Source organism: Oleiphilus sp. HI0086 (genome assembly GCF_001635225.1).
Window position 1 is genome coordinate 1 of the sequence record NZ_LWFZ01000612.1, and the last position, 14361, is coordinate 14361.

The 14361-nt window shown below is 44.3% G+C and carries 15 protein-coding genes; 7 read left to right on the forward strand and 8 right to left on the reverse strand.

Annotation, left to right across the window (positions count from 1 at the left end; all coding sequences use genetic code 11):
• Window positions 1-42: 42 nt before the first annotated feature.
• The 4 genes from A3756_RS07400 to A3756_RS07415 all read right to left on the reverse strand — a co-directional run bounded on the left by A3756_RS07400 (window position 43) and on the right by A3756_RS07415 (window position 4754).
• On the reverse strand, window positions 43-1173 hold the full coding sequence (locus tag A3756_RS07400; RefSeq protein WP_068513414.1) for an NAD(P)/FAD-dependent oxidoreductase: 1131 nt from the start codon (window positions 1171-1173) through the stop codon (window positions 43-45).
• Window positions 1174-1312: 139 nt separating this feature from the next.
• Complete coding sequence (locus A3756_RS07405) at window positions 1313-2422, reverse strand: OmpA family protein (RefSeq protein WP_068507820.1); 1110 nt, start codon at window positions 2420-2422, stop codon at window positions 1313-1315.
• Window positions 2423-2760: 338 nt separating this feature from the next.
• Window positions 2761-3870, reverse strand: coding sequence for an OmpA family protein (locus A3756_RS07410; protein WP_082865138.1), 1110 nt, complete (start codon window positions 3868-3870; stop codon window positions 2761-2763).
• A 59-nt stretch (window positions 3871-3929) separates the two neighbouring features.
• Window positions 3930-4754, reverse strand: a complete 825-nt coding sequence (locus A3756_RS07415) for a mechanosensitive ion channel family protein (protein ID WP_068513417.1) — start codon at window positions 4752-4754, stop codon at window positions 3930-3932.
• A gap of 159 nt (window positions 4755-4913) precedes the next feature.
• Here A3756_RS07415 and A3756_RS07420 point away from each other — a divergent pair, with 159 nt between their 5' ends.
• From A3756_RS07420 to cmoB, 7 genes are all read left to right on the forward strand, one after another.
• Complete coding sequence (locus tag A3756_RS07420) at window positions 4914-5156, forward strand: hypothetical protein (RefSeq protein WP_068513420.1); 243 nt, start codon at window positions 4914-4916, stop codon at window positions 5154-5156.
• 21 nt (window positions 5157-5177) lie between these two features.
• Complete coding sequence (locus A3756_RS07425) at window positions 5178-6002, forward strand: mechanosensitive ion channel domain-containing protein (RefSeq protein WP_068553205.1); 825 nt, start codon at window positions 5178-5180, stop codon at window positions 6000-6002.
• A 21-nt stretch (window positions 6003-6023) separates the two neighbouring features.
• Window positions 6024-6614, forward strand: a complete 591-nt coding sequence (locus A3756_RS07430; RefSeq protein WP_082865139.1) for a sigma-70 family RNA polymerase sigma factor — start codon at window positions 6024-6026, stop codon at window positions 6612-6614.
• A gap of 74 nt (window positions 6615-6688) precedes the next feature.
• Entirely contained in the window at window positions 6689-7684 is a 996-nt protein-coding gene (locus A3756_RS07435; RefSeq protein WP_068513426.1) for a serine/threonine protein kinase, read from the forward strand.
• 61 nt (window positions 7685-7745) lie between these two features.
• Window positions 7746-8102, forward strand: a complete 357-nt coding sequence (locus tag A3756_RS07440) for a hypothetical protein (protein WP_068553207.1) — start codon at window positions 7746-7748, stop codon at window positions 8100-8102.
• Window positions 8102-8842, forward strand: coding sequence for a carboxy-S-adenosyl-L-methionine synthase CmoA (gene cmoA / locus A3756_RS07445; protein WP_068513432.1), 741 nt, complete (start codon window positions 8102-8104; stop codon window positions 8840-8842). The genes A3756_RS07440 and cmoA overlap by 1 nt, the downstream gene beginning before the upstream one ends.
• Before the next feature lie 8 nt (window positions 8843-8850).
• Window positions 8851-9837 (forward strand): tRNA 5-methoxyuridine(34)/uridine 5-oxyacetic acid(34) synthase CmoB, encoded by a 987-nt coding sequence (gene cmoB, locus A3756_RS07450; RefSeq protein ID WP_068513437.1) that lies wholly within the window; start codon window positions 8851-8853, stop codon window positions 9835-9837.
• Between the two features lie 90 nt (window positions 9838-9927).
• Here cmoB and A3756_RS07455 read toward each other — a convergent pair whose 3' ends face one another.
• From A3756_RS07455 to hflK, 4 genes are all read right to left on the reverse strand, one after another.
• Window positions 9928-11223 (reverse strand): adenylosuccinate synthase, encoded by a 1296-nt coding sequence (locus tag A3756_RS07455; protein WP_068513457.1) that lies wholly within the window; start codon window positions 11221-11223, stop codon window positions 9928-9930.
• Window positions 11224-11337: 114 nt separating this feature from the next.
• Entirely contained in the window at window positions 11338-12549 is a 1212-nt protein-coding gene (locus A3756_RS07460; protein ID WP_068513439.1) for an ATP phosphoribosyltransferase regulatory subunit, read from the reverse strand.
• Window positions 12550-12755: 206 nt separating this feature from the next.
• Window positions 12756-13628, reverse strand: coding sequence for a protease modulator HflC (hflC, locus tag A3756_RS07465; RefSeq protein ID WP_068513442.1), 873 nt, complete (start codon window positions 13626-13628; stop codon window positions 12756-12758).
• Window positions 13629-14361: FtsH protease activity modulator HflK (gene hflK, locus A3756_RS07470; protein ID WP_068553209.1), on the reverse strand; the 733-nt coding region annotated here is incomplete at its 5' end.

The window sequence follows — 14361 nt, forward strand, 5'->3', positions numbered from 1 at the left end:
AACACCAAAAGCCAGCTAGGCAAATAGCCATAAAGAGTAATGTTATAGTTTTTCTTTCTTCAGAATAGAGTAAATATACTCTGCAATAGCCAAAGAAGATGTTAAACCTGGCGACTCAATTCCAAGTAAGTTTACTAAGCCTGCTACACCATGATCAGCAGGCCCTTGTATGGAAAAGTCAGCTGCCATGTTTCCGGGAGGGACAATTTTAGGCCGGACACCGGAGTAATCAGCATGCATTTTATCGAGCTCTACTTCAGGCCAATATTTACTCACCTCTGCGTAAAACTGCTCCCGTTTTTTCGGGTCCACCTTATAGTCAATGTGCTCAACATCAGTCACGTCCAGCCACTCAACATCCGGGCCAAATTTAGCAGCTCCCTGCATATCAAGCGTAAGATGAACACCCAGACCTCCCGGCTCAGGAACCGGATAGACTAAATGATCAAAAGGAGCTGCGCCGCTATAAGCAAAGTAACTTCCTTTGGCAAAGAAAGCTTTCGGTAACTCGGCAATAGAAATGGCTGGAGAATCATTAACAAGAGGCTGAGCATTTAGACCTGCAGAGTTGATGCAGCACTTCGTTCTTATCAGAGCCTCCCCGCCATTGAGAGTAAGCTCAACTCCACCCTCATCCTGCCCGGTTATCTGGAGCTCTGAGTTAAACACGCACTGACCACCGTTTGCCTCAAGATCAGCCTGCAATTGAAGCATATAGGCATGACTATCCAAAACGCCTGTCGAAGGCGACAATAAGGCTGCTTTACCCACTATCGCTTGCTCTAGCTTATTAAGTTCTACAGAACCGATGAAGCGAAGATCGTCTACACCATTAAGTTGAGCTTGGTTTTTAATTTCCTGAAGACGAGCTATCTGATCATCACTTGTCGCAACAATCAATTTTCCACAAGCTTTGAAAGGAAGGTGATGCTTAGCACAATAGTCATATAACATTTCTTTCCCAGCCACGCATAGCTGAGCTTTTAAGGAACCTTTTGGGTAATATATTCCTGCATGGATCACTTCACTATTGCGTGAAGAAGTCTGCGTGCCAATGCTGGATTCTTTATCGACGAGCAAAACTTCCCGACCCTCAAGAGCTATTCGCCTCGCTATTGCTAAACCAACAACTCCAGCTCCGATCACCAGGCAATCCACATTAAACTGTTCCATCGCTATTTGCGCCTCACAATTCTTCTCTTAACTCCTTTAGCGAGCAGCTATGACCCTACATTAAACAAAAAAGGCCTACAAGACCGAAACTTCGACCCATGTAGACCCTCATACTATTGCTCTAAAGACTAGAGCTGACTTAACGCAATGCTTCTTTGGTCACCTGAGCCTCAAGCACTGCGACCACTCGCCTATTTTTAGCGCGCCCATCTTCAGTCTCGTTGTCTGCAATCGGCTGCTCCTCACCGAAGCCTTTTGCGGCAACTCGCTCTTCAGCGATGCCGAACTCGTCAACCAATACTCGCCTAACAGACTCAGCTCTACGTTGAGATAGCTTCAGATTGTACCGACGACTGCCTTGGTAATCCGTGTGTCCCTCCACCGTCAAAGTCGTTGATACGACTTCTTTCATAAAGTCTGCGATCTTCTTAACTTCCGGGTAGTATTCTAGCGTTAACTCATCACTTTTCGCTGCAAACTTAATATCCATGGTAATTGCAACCTGCTTGGTCAACATGACGGCACAACCCGTTTCATCTACACGGAATGATGGGTTTGTACCAGGGCACAAATCAGTATCATCGAATACACCATCTAAATCTTCATCAGTTGGTTCTGGCTCAGGCTCAGGCTCAGGCTCCGGTATTGGTTCGGGTTCTGGTTCGGGCTCTGGCTCCGGTTCCGGCTCTGGTTCCGGAATTGGCTCTGGTTCAGGCTCTGGAGCCTCTCGAATAAACTCTCGACCAAATGAATAACCCAAAGTCATTCTGACACCTAAGTCTGTTTGCTCATGATCGGCACCATGCAAAGCTAACAGTTCACCACGAAAAATATAGTTGGTATCCTGATAGGCCTTTACTCCTAAGCCCAAGTGAATTGCAGTTTCTTTTACTTTGCTGCTACTTTTCAAGTCAAACTTCTGATGGCCCATGCCCGCCGATAAGAAAGCTCGGGTGTTACCCTCATTCAGGTGATAGAGCACGCCTGGAGACAAACGTTTAGTCCGGCTATCAGGACCTCCCCTTTTGCCATCAGCGTTATACATGGAAAACCACAGGTCCCAGGATAAGTCACTACTTAATGGTCGCTCAAACCCAGCTTCAAAGCTAAGCCCTTCCTCAAGATTGCGATCTGAGTCGAACAAATACCCTGCTGCACCAAGATATAATTCACCATCTCGAATAAATTCTGCACTCACGGGGTGAGCTAAAAAGCAAGCCAATAAGGCAAGTATGATTTTAAAGTTCATGTTTCGGCTATCCTTAAATCGCGCACCACAACTCACGTAGATTATAATTGGAAAGAACTTGATACGTTCGTACAAACTTCGGTGACGCTGATTAACTGTTAATGCAATTCCCGTTACTTTTAAGGCGCAAACTTACCAAGGAATCTCATACAATTCCATGCGCTTTTGTCGCATTTGCTAGGCAGTTAGCGCTTCGATCTAAAAATATTAACTCAAAACGCCTTCTGAAGAATTAAAACTATCCCTCACTCACAAAAAACCGCCCTGCACTTTTCGGTGCAGAGCGGTTTAAGATAGAGATCGGCCTTCAAACCATGAGGCCGATATTGATTAAGCGCTTATTTAGTCGCAGCCTTCTTAATACTTGATTCAACTACCGCTACAACACGACGGTTAGCCGCTCTACCTTCAGATGTAGCATTATCAGCAATAGGCTGCTCCTCACCAAAACCTACAGACTTAACACGAGCAGCAGGCAAACCAAACTTATCAGTCAAAACCTTACTTACAGAATCTGCACGACGCTGCGATAAAGCTTTGTTGTATGCATCATTACCGCGATCATCAGAGTGCCCTTCTACGGTCACAACAGTTTTCTCAAACTGCTGCATAAACTCGGCAACTTTCTCGATTTCCGGGTAGTTATCCTTAGAAAGTATAGAGCTATTTGACGGGAACTTGACATCCATCTGGATAGAAACAGTTTCTGTCAGCATGACGGGACATCCCGACGCATCGACCTTAAACGCAGCATTAGTACCCGCGCACTTATCGATGTTGTCCGCTACGCCATCTTTGTCAGAATCTTTGATCACTACCTTTTGAACTGGCGCTGGCTTAACTTCCTCTTTAACGGGAGCAGGCTCTTGCTTCTGAACCACTTGCTTAACAGGAGTGATGACAGGTGCTTCCACCATCATTGCTGGCGCGACATCACGACCAAATGCATAACCAACAGCTAAGCGAGCACCAACATCCAGCACTTCGTTATCCAGGCTATTCATCGCAAGCACTTCAGCTCGAAGAATCAAGTTTGAGTCATAGTACTTTTTAACACCCACACCTAAATTGATCAATGACTCACTGTGGTCATCGCCACCCTCTGTTTCATATTCTAAATGACTGAAACCAGCAGAAATAAATGGACGCACATCACCACGCTTCAAATGGAACAACAGACCGGGATTGATGCGCTCTGCATCAAGCTCAGCACCACTATATTTCCCTTCAACCTCATAAGCAGATAACCATGCTTCAAGAGACATCACTTCGTTTACAGGAAGTTCAATACCACCTTCCAGGCTAAATGCGTCATCAAATGAGCGGTCGTCATCATGGTGGTAAAAAGCCCCCCCTAAAAATGCCTCAAAATTTGGATATTCGTCAGCGACAGTTGCAGTTGATACNCCAGCAGCAAGGACACCCGCAAGTAGTAAATTCTTCTTCATAATCAGTTCTCCAGAACTCTCATTTATCTAAAACTATTAATTCGTATATGTAACTATATTTAGGCACTTTCTTTGAGCAAATGAATATCGCGCTGAGGGAAAGGTATTGTTGCACCAGCTTCTTCAACAGCTTGCTTAAGTAACGGTCTCGCGTCAAAGTAAAAGCTCCAGTAGTCTTCCGAGCGAACAAAAGCACGAACCAGAAAATCAACCGAACTGTCACCTAAATTCGATACGCCTACCAAATTATTTTTATTATCAAGCACCCGCTGATCGGTTCGCAACACTAATTCCATTGCTTCTTTTGCTTCTCTTATATTGTCAGAGTAACTAATACCGATCGCGATCTCAACAGCGCGTGTTTCGTTACGGGAATAATTAGTAATGGAACCATTGGCCAAGGGCCCGTTTGGCACGATTATAATACGCTCATCCAAGGTCAGTAAGGTTGTTACAAATATACCGATATCCTTGACGGTTCCTTCATGGCCTTGTGCACTAATGTATTCACCCACCTGTATTGGGCGGAATATTAGAATCATGACACCACCCGCAAAGTTAGAAAGACTCCCTTGTAAGGCAAGGCCCACTGCCAAACTCGCAGCACCAAGCACAGCTACAAACGATGTCGTTTCAATTCCGACCATTGAGGCAACACTAATTACGAGCAATACTTTTAAAACTATTTCGACACCGCTTGAGAAGAATTTTGCCAACGTTTCATCTGGCATATTCTTATGCAGACTACTATTTACCAGCGACGAAATCCTGTTAACAATCCACCAGCCAATAATTAAAGACAGTATCGCTAATACTACCTGCCCTCCATAAAGCATGACGGGCTCTTCTACCTGCTTCCAAATATCCTGTAGTTGCTGTTCCATTATTTATCTCCTAATACCTTTTAGTTTTAATTCCATCAAAATAGACTCCTAACAAAGCCAAAAGTCACAATTTATTTTTTAATTTTATTTTGTGACTTTCTTTTATCGACTTATGTCATAATTTCTGTAATTTCATCAATTCAAATTGAGACCAACACTATGGATGACCTCGACGATCTTGACGCACTGTTCAAATCCGATGAAAAACCAAAATCTGACAACATAAAATCGGTACTCCAGAAGACACGCACCCAAACAAGTCAACACGACACGATGAGCTTTGCGCTGGTCAAAATATGGGTAACCATGGCTGAGTTGTTTGCCCCGATGTTCGCAAACTTGGCACTTAAAAATAGTGACCAACTTGCTCCCAAGAACAATCAGTCTGACCAACAGACCTAAGCGACCTATCAGGAGTTAGTAATGCTCGAAGCAATGAAAGAAACCCTAGCCGATCCGATGATACTATGGGCTAAGATCGCTGAATTCTTACCTAGCCTACTCACCGCACTAGGCCTACTGATAGGTGGATACTTTGTCGCTAAATTTCTAGCCGGAACCATAGCAAAGCTATTTTCAAAAATCGGCCTTGACCGCTTAGCCGAAACAGCGGGCATTGATGTTGCACTGAAGAAAGCAGGCATGAGCTCAGGGCCGTCAATACTGCTATCTAAGATAATTTACTGGCTTGTATTTCTCACATTTATCATCTCTGCTTCAGATGCTTTAGGCCTGGATAGAGTCTCCGCCACCATTGATCACTTCGTGCTGTATATACCAAAAGTGATTAGCGCTCTTATTCTAACCTTGATCGGTTTATTCATTGCAGGACTTGTGCGAACTGCCATTGAGGCCTCACTTGCCAGCATTAACCTAGGTTATGAACGTACAATTGGCGGAATTATTTATGCGCTAATTGTTATCATTGTAGTGTCACTGGCGATCAACCAACTAGAGATTGAAACCGATTTGCTAAACCAGGTTGTTATTATCTTTTTGCTCTCTGCTGCAGGAGCAGTTGCACTTGCACTAGGTTTAGGCACAAAACATGTTGCCGGAAATGTCGTTGCAGGCGTTTATGCTCGTGAACTATATGTTCCGGGTAACAAAATTAAGGTTGATAACGTTTCTGGTGAAGTAATTGAGATCTGCTCTACTGCGCTGATTATAGAAACTGAAGACGGCCGCAAAATCACAATCCCCAACAGTAAACTAATTGATTCTCAAGTGGAGATTCTATCGCAATAACTCTGCTTACCAATTACTAGCATGACGCTTAATAGCGTAGAAACCAAGCACAACCATGTAGCTCTTCCTGCCAATAATGACCCTGACAATGAGTGGGTCACCCAAGGACAGGAAGAGCTGCCCTATCGTACCTGTGCATACGAAAAGCTTATTCGAAAATACGAAAAGCTGGTCTTTCATATTTGCCTGAAGATGCTCGGAAATCGTGATGATGCTGATGATGTATCGCAGGAAGTCATGCTTAAAGTTTTCCACTCGCTAGTCAAATTCGAGGGTCGCTCCAGTTTTAAAACCTGGATCGCTAGAATTGCCACGAATACCTGCTTGAGTGCTGCAGACAAGCGTAAACGCACCCGAGAACTGCAAGCAATGTTAACAGATGATCCAAGCCAAGAAAGAACAAGCACCATCAACACCACAAAACGCGACCTCGATAGCGCAATGCAATTATTAGCACCTAAAGAACGAGAAATTCTAACCCTACGTTACACAGCAGAATTACGCATCGAAGAAGTGGCCGAAGTCTGTGACCTAAAACTAAGTGCTACTAAGATGCGCCTTTATCGAGCTCAGGAAGCACTGAAAGAGCACATGAAAGCATATCAACACTAAGTCCGCCACTAAGCCGCCTCCCATGCTACAATAGCGGTATTTAACCTAGACGATTCTCTAAGAGACAAGACACCTTGAGTTCACCTGATAACGAACATCCTTACGCACAACTTACACCCGACTTCGTACTCGACGCAGTCGAGTCAATCGGGCTATTTAGCGACTCTCGCATCCTTAGCCTTAACTCATATGAGAACAGGGTCTATCAGGTAGGAATTGAAGATGGCACGCCTATTATCGCTAAGTTTTATCGCCCCCAACGCTGGACGACTGAAGCCATTCTTGAAGAGCATGAATTTACCAGAAGCTTGCTAGAAAACGACATATCTGTCGTCCCACCGATGCTAATAAATGGCAGCACACTTCACGATTACCAAGATTTCCGTTTTGCATTATTTAAGCGCCAAGGCGGATATGCACCCGAGATTGAAATACCCGACACACTCTACCGAATCGGTTGTAACATCGGCCGAATACACCAGGTCAGTAACGCAGAAACCTTTAAGCACCGTCAAAACTTTTGCATCGAAAACTGGGCGATCAAGAGCAGACAGTTCTTGCTAGACAACGACTTTCTATCCAGATCGCTTCGACCGGCATACGAAACCTTAAGCCAAGACCTGATTGATAAGATGCAACATATATGGAAGAGCTGCCCATTCAACCCGATTAAACTTCACGGCGACTGCCACATTGGCAATATTCTTTGGCGTGAAGACCAAGCACACTTTGTCGATTTTGATGATTGCCTGAATGGCCCTGCAATTCAGGATCTATGGTTGATGCTTTCAGGAGACCGGCATCAACAAACCCAGCAAATGATCGAGCTGGTTGAAGGCTATGAAGAGTTCTGCGAGTTTGATACGCGCCAGCTCAAACTTATCGAGACCCTACGTACTTTGCGTATGATGCATTATGCTGCCTGGTTATCACGTCGCTGGACCGACCCTGCATTTCCAATGCACTTTCCTTGGTTCAATACCGAGCGCTATTGGTCATCACATATACTTGAGCTGAGAGAGCAGCTATCAATTTTGGATGAACCACCACTGAAGCTCCAAGCTTACTAAGACTTGTCTTCAGTCACGCATCGCATAAACTAGGCCGCTAAGATTATTACTGGAACAAACAATGAACGAACAAGCACCAAACGATCAAGAAATAGAAGAGCAAGACAAGGTAAAAAAGTCGACACTTGTCATCGCCATTTTCATAACAGTTTTCGTAACCTTTTTCACTTTGGAACAAAATGGGCTCATTCAGCATAACAAACAAAAAGATGACTACCCTGTCGCTGAATATAAAGCTATTTTTATAGAAAAACTTGATCAAGGCGAATACCGACTTTCTCACAAACCTTCAAACCAAACAGCCGTTTGTCATCAAGGCTATTTATTTATCCAGTCAGATAAAAATGATGGCATGCAGGGTTTGTTAGTCGATTATAAAAATCGCGGTGTACGCTGTGGAGAACTGGTAAGCAAGTAATGACTGAACAAAAACCTGACACTATTTTTTCTCAAGCGCTTGATAGCGTAGGCGACTTCAAGTTTGACGAAGCAGTTGCCCGAGTTTTCCCTGACATGATCCGTCGCTCGGTTCCCGGTTACACCACGATAATTCCGATGATCGGTCTCATCACTGAGCGCTACGCTCAGAACGATTCAGCATGTTATGACCTGGGTTGTTCCCTAGGTGCATCAACACTTGCTATGCGCCATGGCTTAAGAGACAAAAGTTGCCAACTCATCGCCGTCGATAACTCAGAGTCGATGCTTGATCGCTGCAACCACTATATCAAAATAGATAACGAAGAAACTCCCGTTGAACTTGTGTGTAAGGATATCACAGAGCTGGCGTTTCAACCTTGCTCAGTCGTGACGTTAAATTTCACCCTGCAGTTTGTTGACCCTGCATTGCGCTTAAAACTCCTCAAAGATATCTATGCTGCAATGGAGCCGGGTGGCGTACTAATTCTTTCCGAAAAGATCTGTTTTGACAATCAAAATGAGCAAAGCGAGCTAGAAGAACTGCACTGGTTGTTTAAACGCGCAAACGGCTATAGTGAACTGGAAGTGAGCCAAAAGCGAAGCGCCCTTGAAAAGGTACTAATGCCAGACACCCTAGAAGCCCATCAAGCGCGTTTGAAAGAGGCCGGGTTTACTCACTCCCACCTTTGGTATCAATGTTTCAACTTTATGTCGCTGATAGCGATTAAAGCAGCTTAGGTATAACGATGGATTTCTACCCTCTCTATGACGACTTATTTGCTTTCATGCGCAGCAACAAGCTCGAACCCTGGTTGGAGACTTTAATCCCCCTACTCAAACATAAGCTTCAAGAAAAGCCTCATGGTGACTTAAAGCGTTGGTTGGAGGCCTATCATTCTCTGCCAGTTTTAAACTCCGACATCGTCAATCTAGATGCTTCACGTGTTGGTGCCGACAGCAAGGAAGGCCTAAATAGTGATACGTTTAAACAGCTTGAACAAGCACTTAGAGGTTTAATACCCTGGCGAAAAGGACCCTATGACTTATTCGGCGTTCATATCGATACGGAGTGGCGATCAGACTGGAAATGGGAACGTATCAAAGACCACATCACCCCCTTAAAAAACCGGATTATACTCGATGTAGGCTGCGGTTCTGGTTATCACTGCTGGCGTATGTTGGGCGAAGGCGCACAAAATGTTATTGGGATCGACCCGAACTTTTTATTCTTACTACAGTTCGAGACTCTAAAGAAATATTGTGGCCCTCAAGCACCCATCCATTTGCTCCCAGTACGAATGGAAGATGTGACACCACAGCTAGAGGCCTTTGACACAACTTTCTCAATGGGCGTGCTTTACCATCGCCGCTCACCTATCGATCACCTATTGGAGCTCAAGGGGACCTTGCGCCAGGGCGGCGAACTGGTGCTGGAAACGCTCATTTGTGAAGGTGAGCTAGGCTATAGTCTAATGCCAGAGGATCGTTACGCCATGATGCGAAACGTCTGGTATCTACCAACTAAAGAAACCCTGAGCTTATGGCTAAGGCGAGCCGGTTTCACTAATATTCGCTGTGTAGAGAGCAACATCACCTCAACTGAAGAGCAGCGAAGCACGGACTGGATGAAGTTCCAATCCTTAAAGGACTTCCTAGACCCAACAGACCAGAGCAAAACGCTTGAAGGCTACCCTGCCCCTTTGCGTGCGACTTTCATTGCAAATAAAAAATAGCTTGTAGTCACTCTCAACTCAAAACACTCGCTCATAAAAAAAGCCTGAAAGCATAAAGCAATCAGGCTTTTTAAGTATTGATTAGCTAAATCAGTCGAAAGGATGTCTCAGCACAATCGTCTCAACACGATCAGGGCCGGTTGAAATAATATCAACAGGCGCTTCAATCTTCTCTTCAATGTACTTGATATAGCTTCGAGCATTTTCAGGAAGGTCTTCTAGTTTCTGCACACCTAAAGTGCTTTCTGACCAACCAGGTAGCGACTCAAATACAGGTTCCAGATCTTCATAACCTCGACCATCAAGCGGTGGGCGTGTTAATTCTTCACCCGCTTTAGTCTTATAACCTACACAAACCTGAATCTCTTCAAGACCATCTAGTACATCAAGTTTGGTCAAACAAATACCAGACACCGAATTGATCTGAATAGCATGACGTAAACCAACCGCGTCAAACCAACCACAACGACGTGGACGACCAGTGGTTGCACCAAACTCATGGCCTTTCTCGGCAAGATGACGACCTTGATCATTAAACAACTCTGTTGGGAATGGACCAGAACCAACTCGAGTTGTATAAGCTTTAGTAATACCCAGTACGTAATCAAGGTACATAGGACCGAAACCACTACCGGTCGCCGTGCCACCTGCGGTCGTATTTGAAGATGTTACAAATGGGTAGGTACCGTGGTCAATATCTAGCAAGGAGCCCTGGGCACCCTCAAACAAGATATTCTCACCCGCTTTACGGTATGCGTGAAGCTCGTCCGTGACATCAACCGCCATCGGTAAAAGAACCTTCGCCATCTCAAGCACATCATCAAGCGTCTTTTGATAATCTACAGGCTCAACTTTGTAGAAGTTTTCCAATACAAAGTTGTGGTATTCCATAATTTCTTTAAGCTTTTTAGCAAAGTTTTCTGCATCAACCAAGTCACCTAACCTTAGACCTCGACGAGAAACTTTATCTTCATACGCTGGGCCGATTCCGCGACCAGTCGTACCGATCTTATCAGCACCTTTCGCTATCTCTCGCGCTTGATCAAGCGCAACGTGATAAGGCAAAATTAATGGGCAAGCCAAACTCAGCTTTAAGCGCTCCTTAACCGGCACACCTTTTTCTTCAAGTTCAGTCATTTCCTTGATAAGAGCATCAGGAGCAAGCACGACGCCATTACCAATCAGACAAGTAACGTTATCACGTAGAATTCCGGAAGGAATCAAATGTAATACTGTCTTTTCCCCGTCAATTACCAGTGTATGACCGGCATTATGGCCACCCTGGAATCGCGCTACCGTCGCAACCTGATCTGTTAATAAGTCAACGATTTTACCTTTGCCTTCGTCACCCCATTGGGTGCCCAAAATGACAACATTCTTACCCATAACTTCTCTTCTCATAGAAAAAGCACAATGCTTTTATTGCTAATTGCCAGCTAAACAAGATACTGACAAGCCTTTAAACTGAATGGACCGCTATCTTAGCCGCCCGAAATAACACTAGCCAACAGGCTCAAGAGCCCATTGTTGATCTTTTAATACCAGCTGTTTGCTACAAGAATACCCTTTCGCAGTATCTGCAGCATTTAACGCTTGAACTACCTGATAGGACTTACGTAGCGCTGCTACCTCACTATGCAATTTTTTATCATCAGACAGAGGTGCAAAGACTCTTTCCTTTTCAGGCGTTTCTGCAGCCAAGCTAGAGACTTTCAAAATAGCTTTTAGATCTGCGCTAAAGCCGGTAGCAGGACGCGAACGTTCGTCCCGACCATGATCAAAACCTTTACCGATATCATCGTAGCGGCCACCTTTCGCTAAGGCATATCCATAACCCAAGCTGAACGCTGAAAACAAAATACCAGTATGATAGCTGTATCCACGTAACTCACAAAAATCGATCCCGATTTCAACACCATCAAAACGAAGCTGAATTTGATCAATAATTCTCTGCAGCTCAGCAATAGCGGAAACAATACCTTCGTTAGCGCTTAGCTTTAAACGCTCAACACTTTGACGAATTTTTTCTAGAGACTCAACACCACCACTTAGGTTGGCAATATCTCTAATAAGTAAAATTATCTCTTTATTTGCATCATCTGCTTGAGCTAAAGCGTCCAATTCAGGTATAGATTTTCGACTAAGTGCATCAAACACTTTAATTTCAGTACTTTCATCAAAGCTTGCAGATTCTAACAGCCCTCGGTAAATTCCGACATGCGCCAGATCAATATGTATACGACCTACCTGAGCGGCATTTAGCGTATCTAGCATCAAAGAAATTACTTCAAGGTCTGCCGCCTGGCTTTTCTCACCGAATAATTCACAGCCAATTTGCATCGGACAGCGGTTAGTAAGCATGTGTGCAGGTCTAGTATGTAGCACGGTGTCTGCATAGCATAGTCGGCTAATACCGTTAGTTTTAAGCATATGCGAGTCAATTCTTGCTACCTGAGGCGTTATATCAGAGCGTACCCCCATCAAACGGCCTGTGAGCTGATCGGTCACCTTAAACGTCTGTAAATCTAACTCGTTTCCAGTCCCCGTCAACAATGACTCTAAATACTCTATAAGCGGCGGTGATACCAGCTCGTAACCATAGGAAGCATAAATATCGAGCATCGACCGGCGCATCTGCTCTACTTTCCACGCTTCTGGTGGCAGCAGTTCATCAACCCCATCTGGCAGTAACCAGCGTTCAGACACACTCATGCAAATTCTCTCTTATGGACAGTCTTATCAAACAACATTATTTCAGCAAAATAAGGGCTGAAATTGGCCTTCAAATTCTAGAAGACCCAAAAGCACGCGATTTTACAGTTTTATTGCGCACAAAAAAACCAATGTTTGCAAAAAGCATAAAAAAACGCGAATAGAACTTATCTATTCGCGTTTTGATAGAGCGAAATTAACTTAGATTACTTCGCGTCAGGCTTCTTCATATACTTAAAGAAGTCGCTATCTGGTTTAAGCAGCAAGACATCATCTTTACCAGAGAATGTATCTGTATAAGCTTTCAAACTACGCGTAAAAGAATAGAACTCTGGGTCCTTATTGAAGGCTTCAGCATAGGTGTTTGCAGCAATGGCATCACCTTCACCACGTATTTCTTCCGACTTACGATAAGCATCAGCTTCCAGTACAATCTTTTGACGATCGGCGTTTGCCTTAATACCTTCTGCTAGCTCCTTACCCTGCGAACGAGTTTCTCTTGCTTCCCGCTCACGCTCAGTCGCCATACGACGGTATACGTTTTTACTCAAATCTTCAGGCAGGTCAATTCCTTTCACACGCACGTCGACCACTTGAATACCAAACTCACTAACCGTTTGCTCATTTAGCTTCTTGGTAATGATACTCATCAACTGATCACGCTCACCCGATACCACCTCAGTTAAGCTGCGAGATGCAAATTCGTCTCGTAAGCCTTTGTTGGTTGAGTTCGCCAACAAGGTCGTGGCTTGCCAACGATTACCCGCTGTTGCCTTGTAATAAGCTTTAACATCGACAATCTTCCACTTAATGAAAGAGTCAACGATTACAAATTTCTTACCCACGGTAAGAAAACGTGCTGGCTGTGCATCTAAGGTTAGAAGACGCGCATCAAACAAACGAACATTCTGAAAGAAAGGCATCTTGAAGTGCACACCTGGCTGAATGTTTGTTTCAACGATTTCACCAAACTGAAGCTTGATACCCACTTCTCGCTCATCTACTACATAAATCGATGCAGATAGAACAACGACAACAACCAGTAATGAAATCAAAGATAATAATGAAGACTTAGACATTTATCTGCTCTCCCTGGATGTACGGTTGTTTCTTGAACGAAGCTCCTCAATAACTTGGTCTGCAATATCTGACACAGACTGATCTACGCTATCATCATTTGATAGACTAACAGAGCGGTTAGACATTAGCTTATCCAAAGGCAAATACATCATATTGTTGCCGCCTTCTACATCCACCAAGACTTTACTGCTATTGCTGTATACCGATGAGATTGCGTCAAGATATAAACGGTCTCTGGTAACTTCTGGCGCTTTTTTATATTCAACAAGTAACTTCTTAAAACGATCAGCCTCACCTTGTGCCTGAGAGATAACCTGCTCTTTATATGCGTTCGCTTCTTCTAACATTCGCTGAGACTTACCACGCGCTTCGGGAACAACGGTGTTGGCATAAGCCTCTGCTTCGTTTACATAACGCTCTTTATCCAGATTAGCCTTTTGAACATCATCAAAGGCTGACTGAACAGCAGCAGGTGCACGCGCTTCTTTAACGTTAACAATACTAACGTTAACACCCGTGTCGTAGGAATCCATAAAGCTTTGCAGACGCGTTCGCGCATTTTCTGCAAGCACAGCACGGCCAGCCGTTAGAATTGGGTTCAAATCTGTACTACCCACTTCATGCCGTAATGCTGATTCAGCAGCATGTTGTAAACTACGCTCTGGATCTTCAACGCGTAAAGCAAATGCTACTGGGTCCGATACCGTATACTGAACGTTTAGTTCAACCTGA

What these genes read in the sequence shown, in the direction of transcription:
- A3756_RS07460 (WP_068513439.1), bottom strand. Translation starts at nt 12,549, where the DNA reads ATGAGTGTGTCTGAACGCTGGTTACTGCCAGATGGGGTTGATGAACTG.
- A3756_RS07425 (WP_068553205.1), top strand. Translation starts at nt 5,178, where the DNA reads ATGCTCGAAGCAATGAAAGAAACCCTAGCCGATCCGATGATACTATGG.
- A3756_RS07415 (WP_068513417.1), bottom strand. Translation starts at nt 4,754, where the DNA reads ATGGAACAGCAACTACAGGATATTTGGAAGCAGGTAGAAGAGCCCGTC.
- A3756_RS07455 (WP_068513457.1), bottom strand. Translation starts at nt 11,223, where the DNA reads ATGGGTAAGAATGTTGTCATTTTGGGCACCCAATGGGGTGACGAAGGC.
- A3756_RS07440 (WP_068553207.1), top strand. Translation starts at nt 7,746, where the DNA reads ATGAACGAACAAGCACCAAACGATCAAGAAATAGAAGAGCAAGACAAG.
- A3756_RS07420 (WP_068513420.1), top strand. Translation starts at nt 4,914, where the DNA reads ATGGATGACCTCGACGATCTTGACGCACTGTTCAAATCCGATGAAAAA.
- cmoB (WP_068513437.1), top strand. Translation starts at nt 8,851, where the DNA reads ATGGATTTCTACCCTCTCTATGACGACTTATTTGCTTTCATGCGCAGC.
- hflC (WP_068513442.1), bottom strand. Translation starts at nt 13,628, where the DNA reads ATGTCTAAGTCTTCATTATTATCTTTGATTTCATTACTGGTTGTTGTC.
- A3756_RS07400 (WP_068513414.1), bottom strand. Translation starts at nt 1,173, where the DNA reads ATGGAACAGTTTAATGTGGATTGCCTGGTGATCGGAGCTGGAGTTGTT.
- A3756_RS07430 (WP_082865139.1), top strand. Translation starts at nt 6,024, where the DNA reads ATGACGCTTAATAGCGTAGAAACCAAGCACAACCATGTAGCTCTTCCT.
- A3756_RS07405 (WP_068507820.1), bottom strand. Translation starts at nt 2,422, where the DNA reads ATGAACTTTAAAATCATACTTGCCTTATTGGCTTGCTTTTTAGCTCAC.
- cmoA (WP_068513432.1), top strand. Translation starts at nt 8,102, where the DNA reads ATGACTGAACAAAAACCTGACACTATTTTTTCTCAAGCGCTTGATAGC.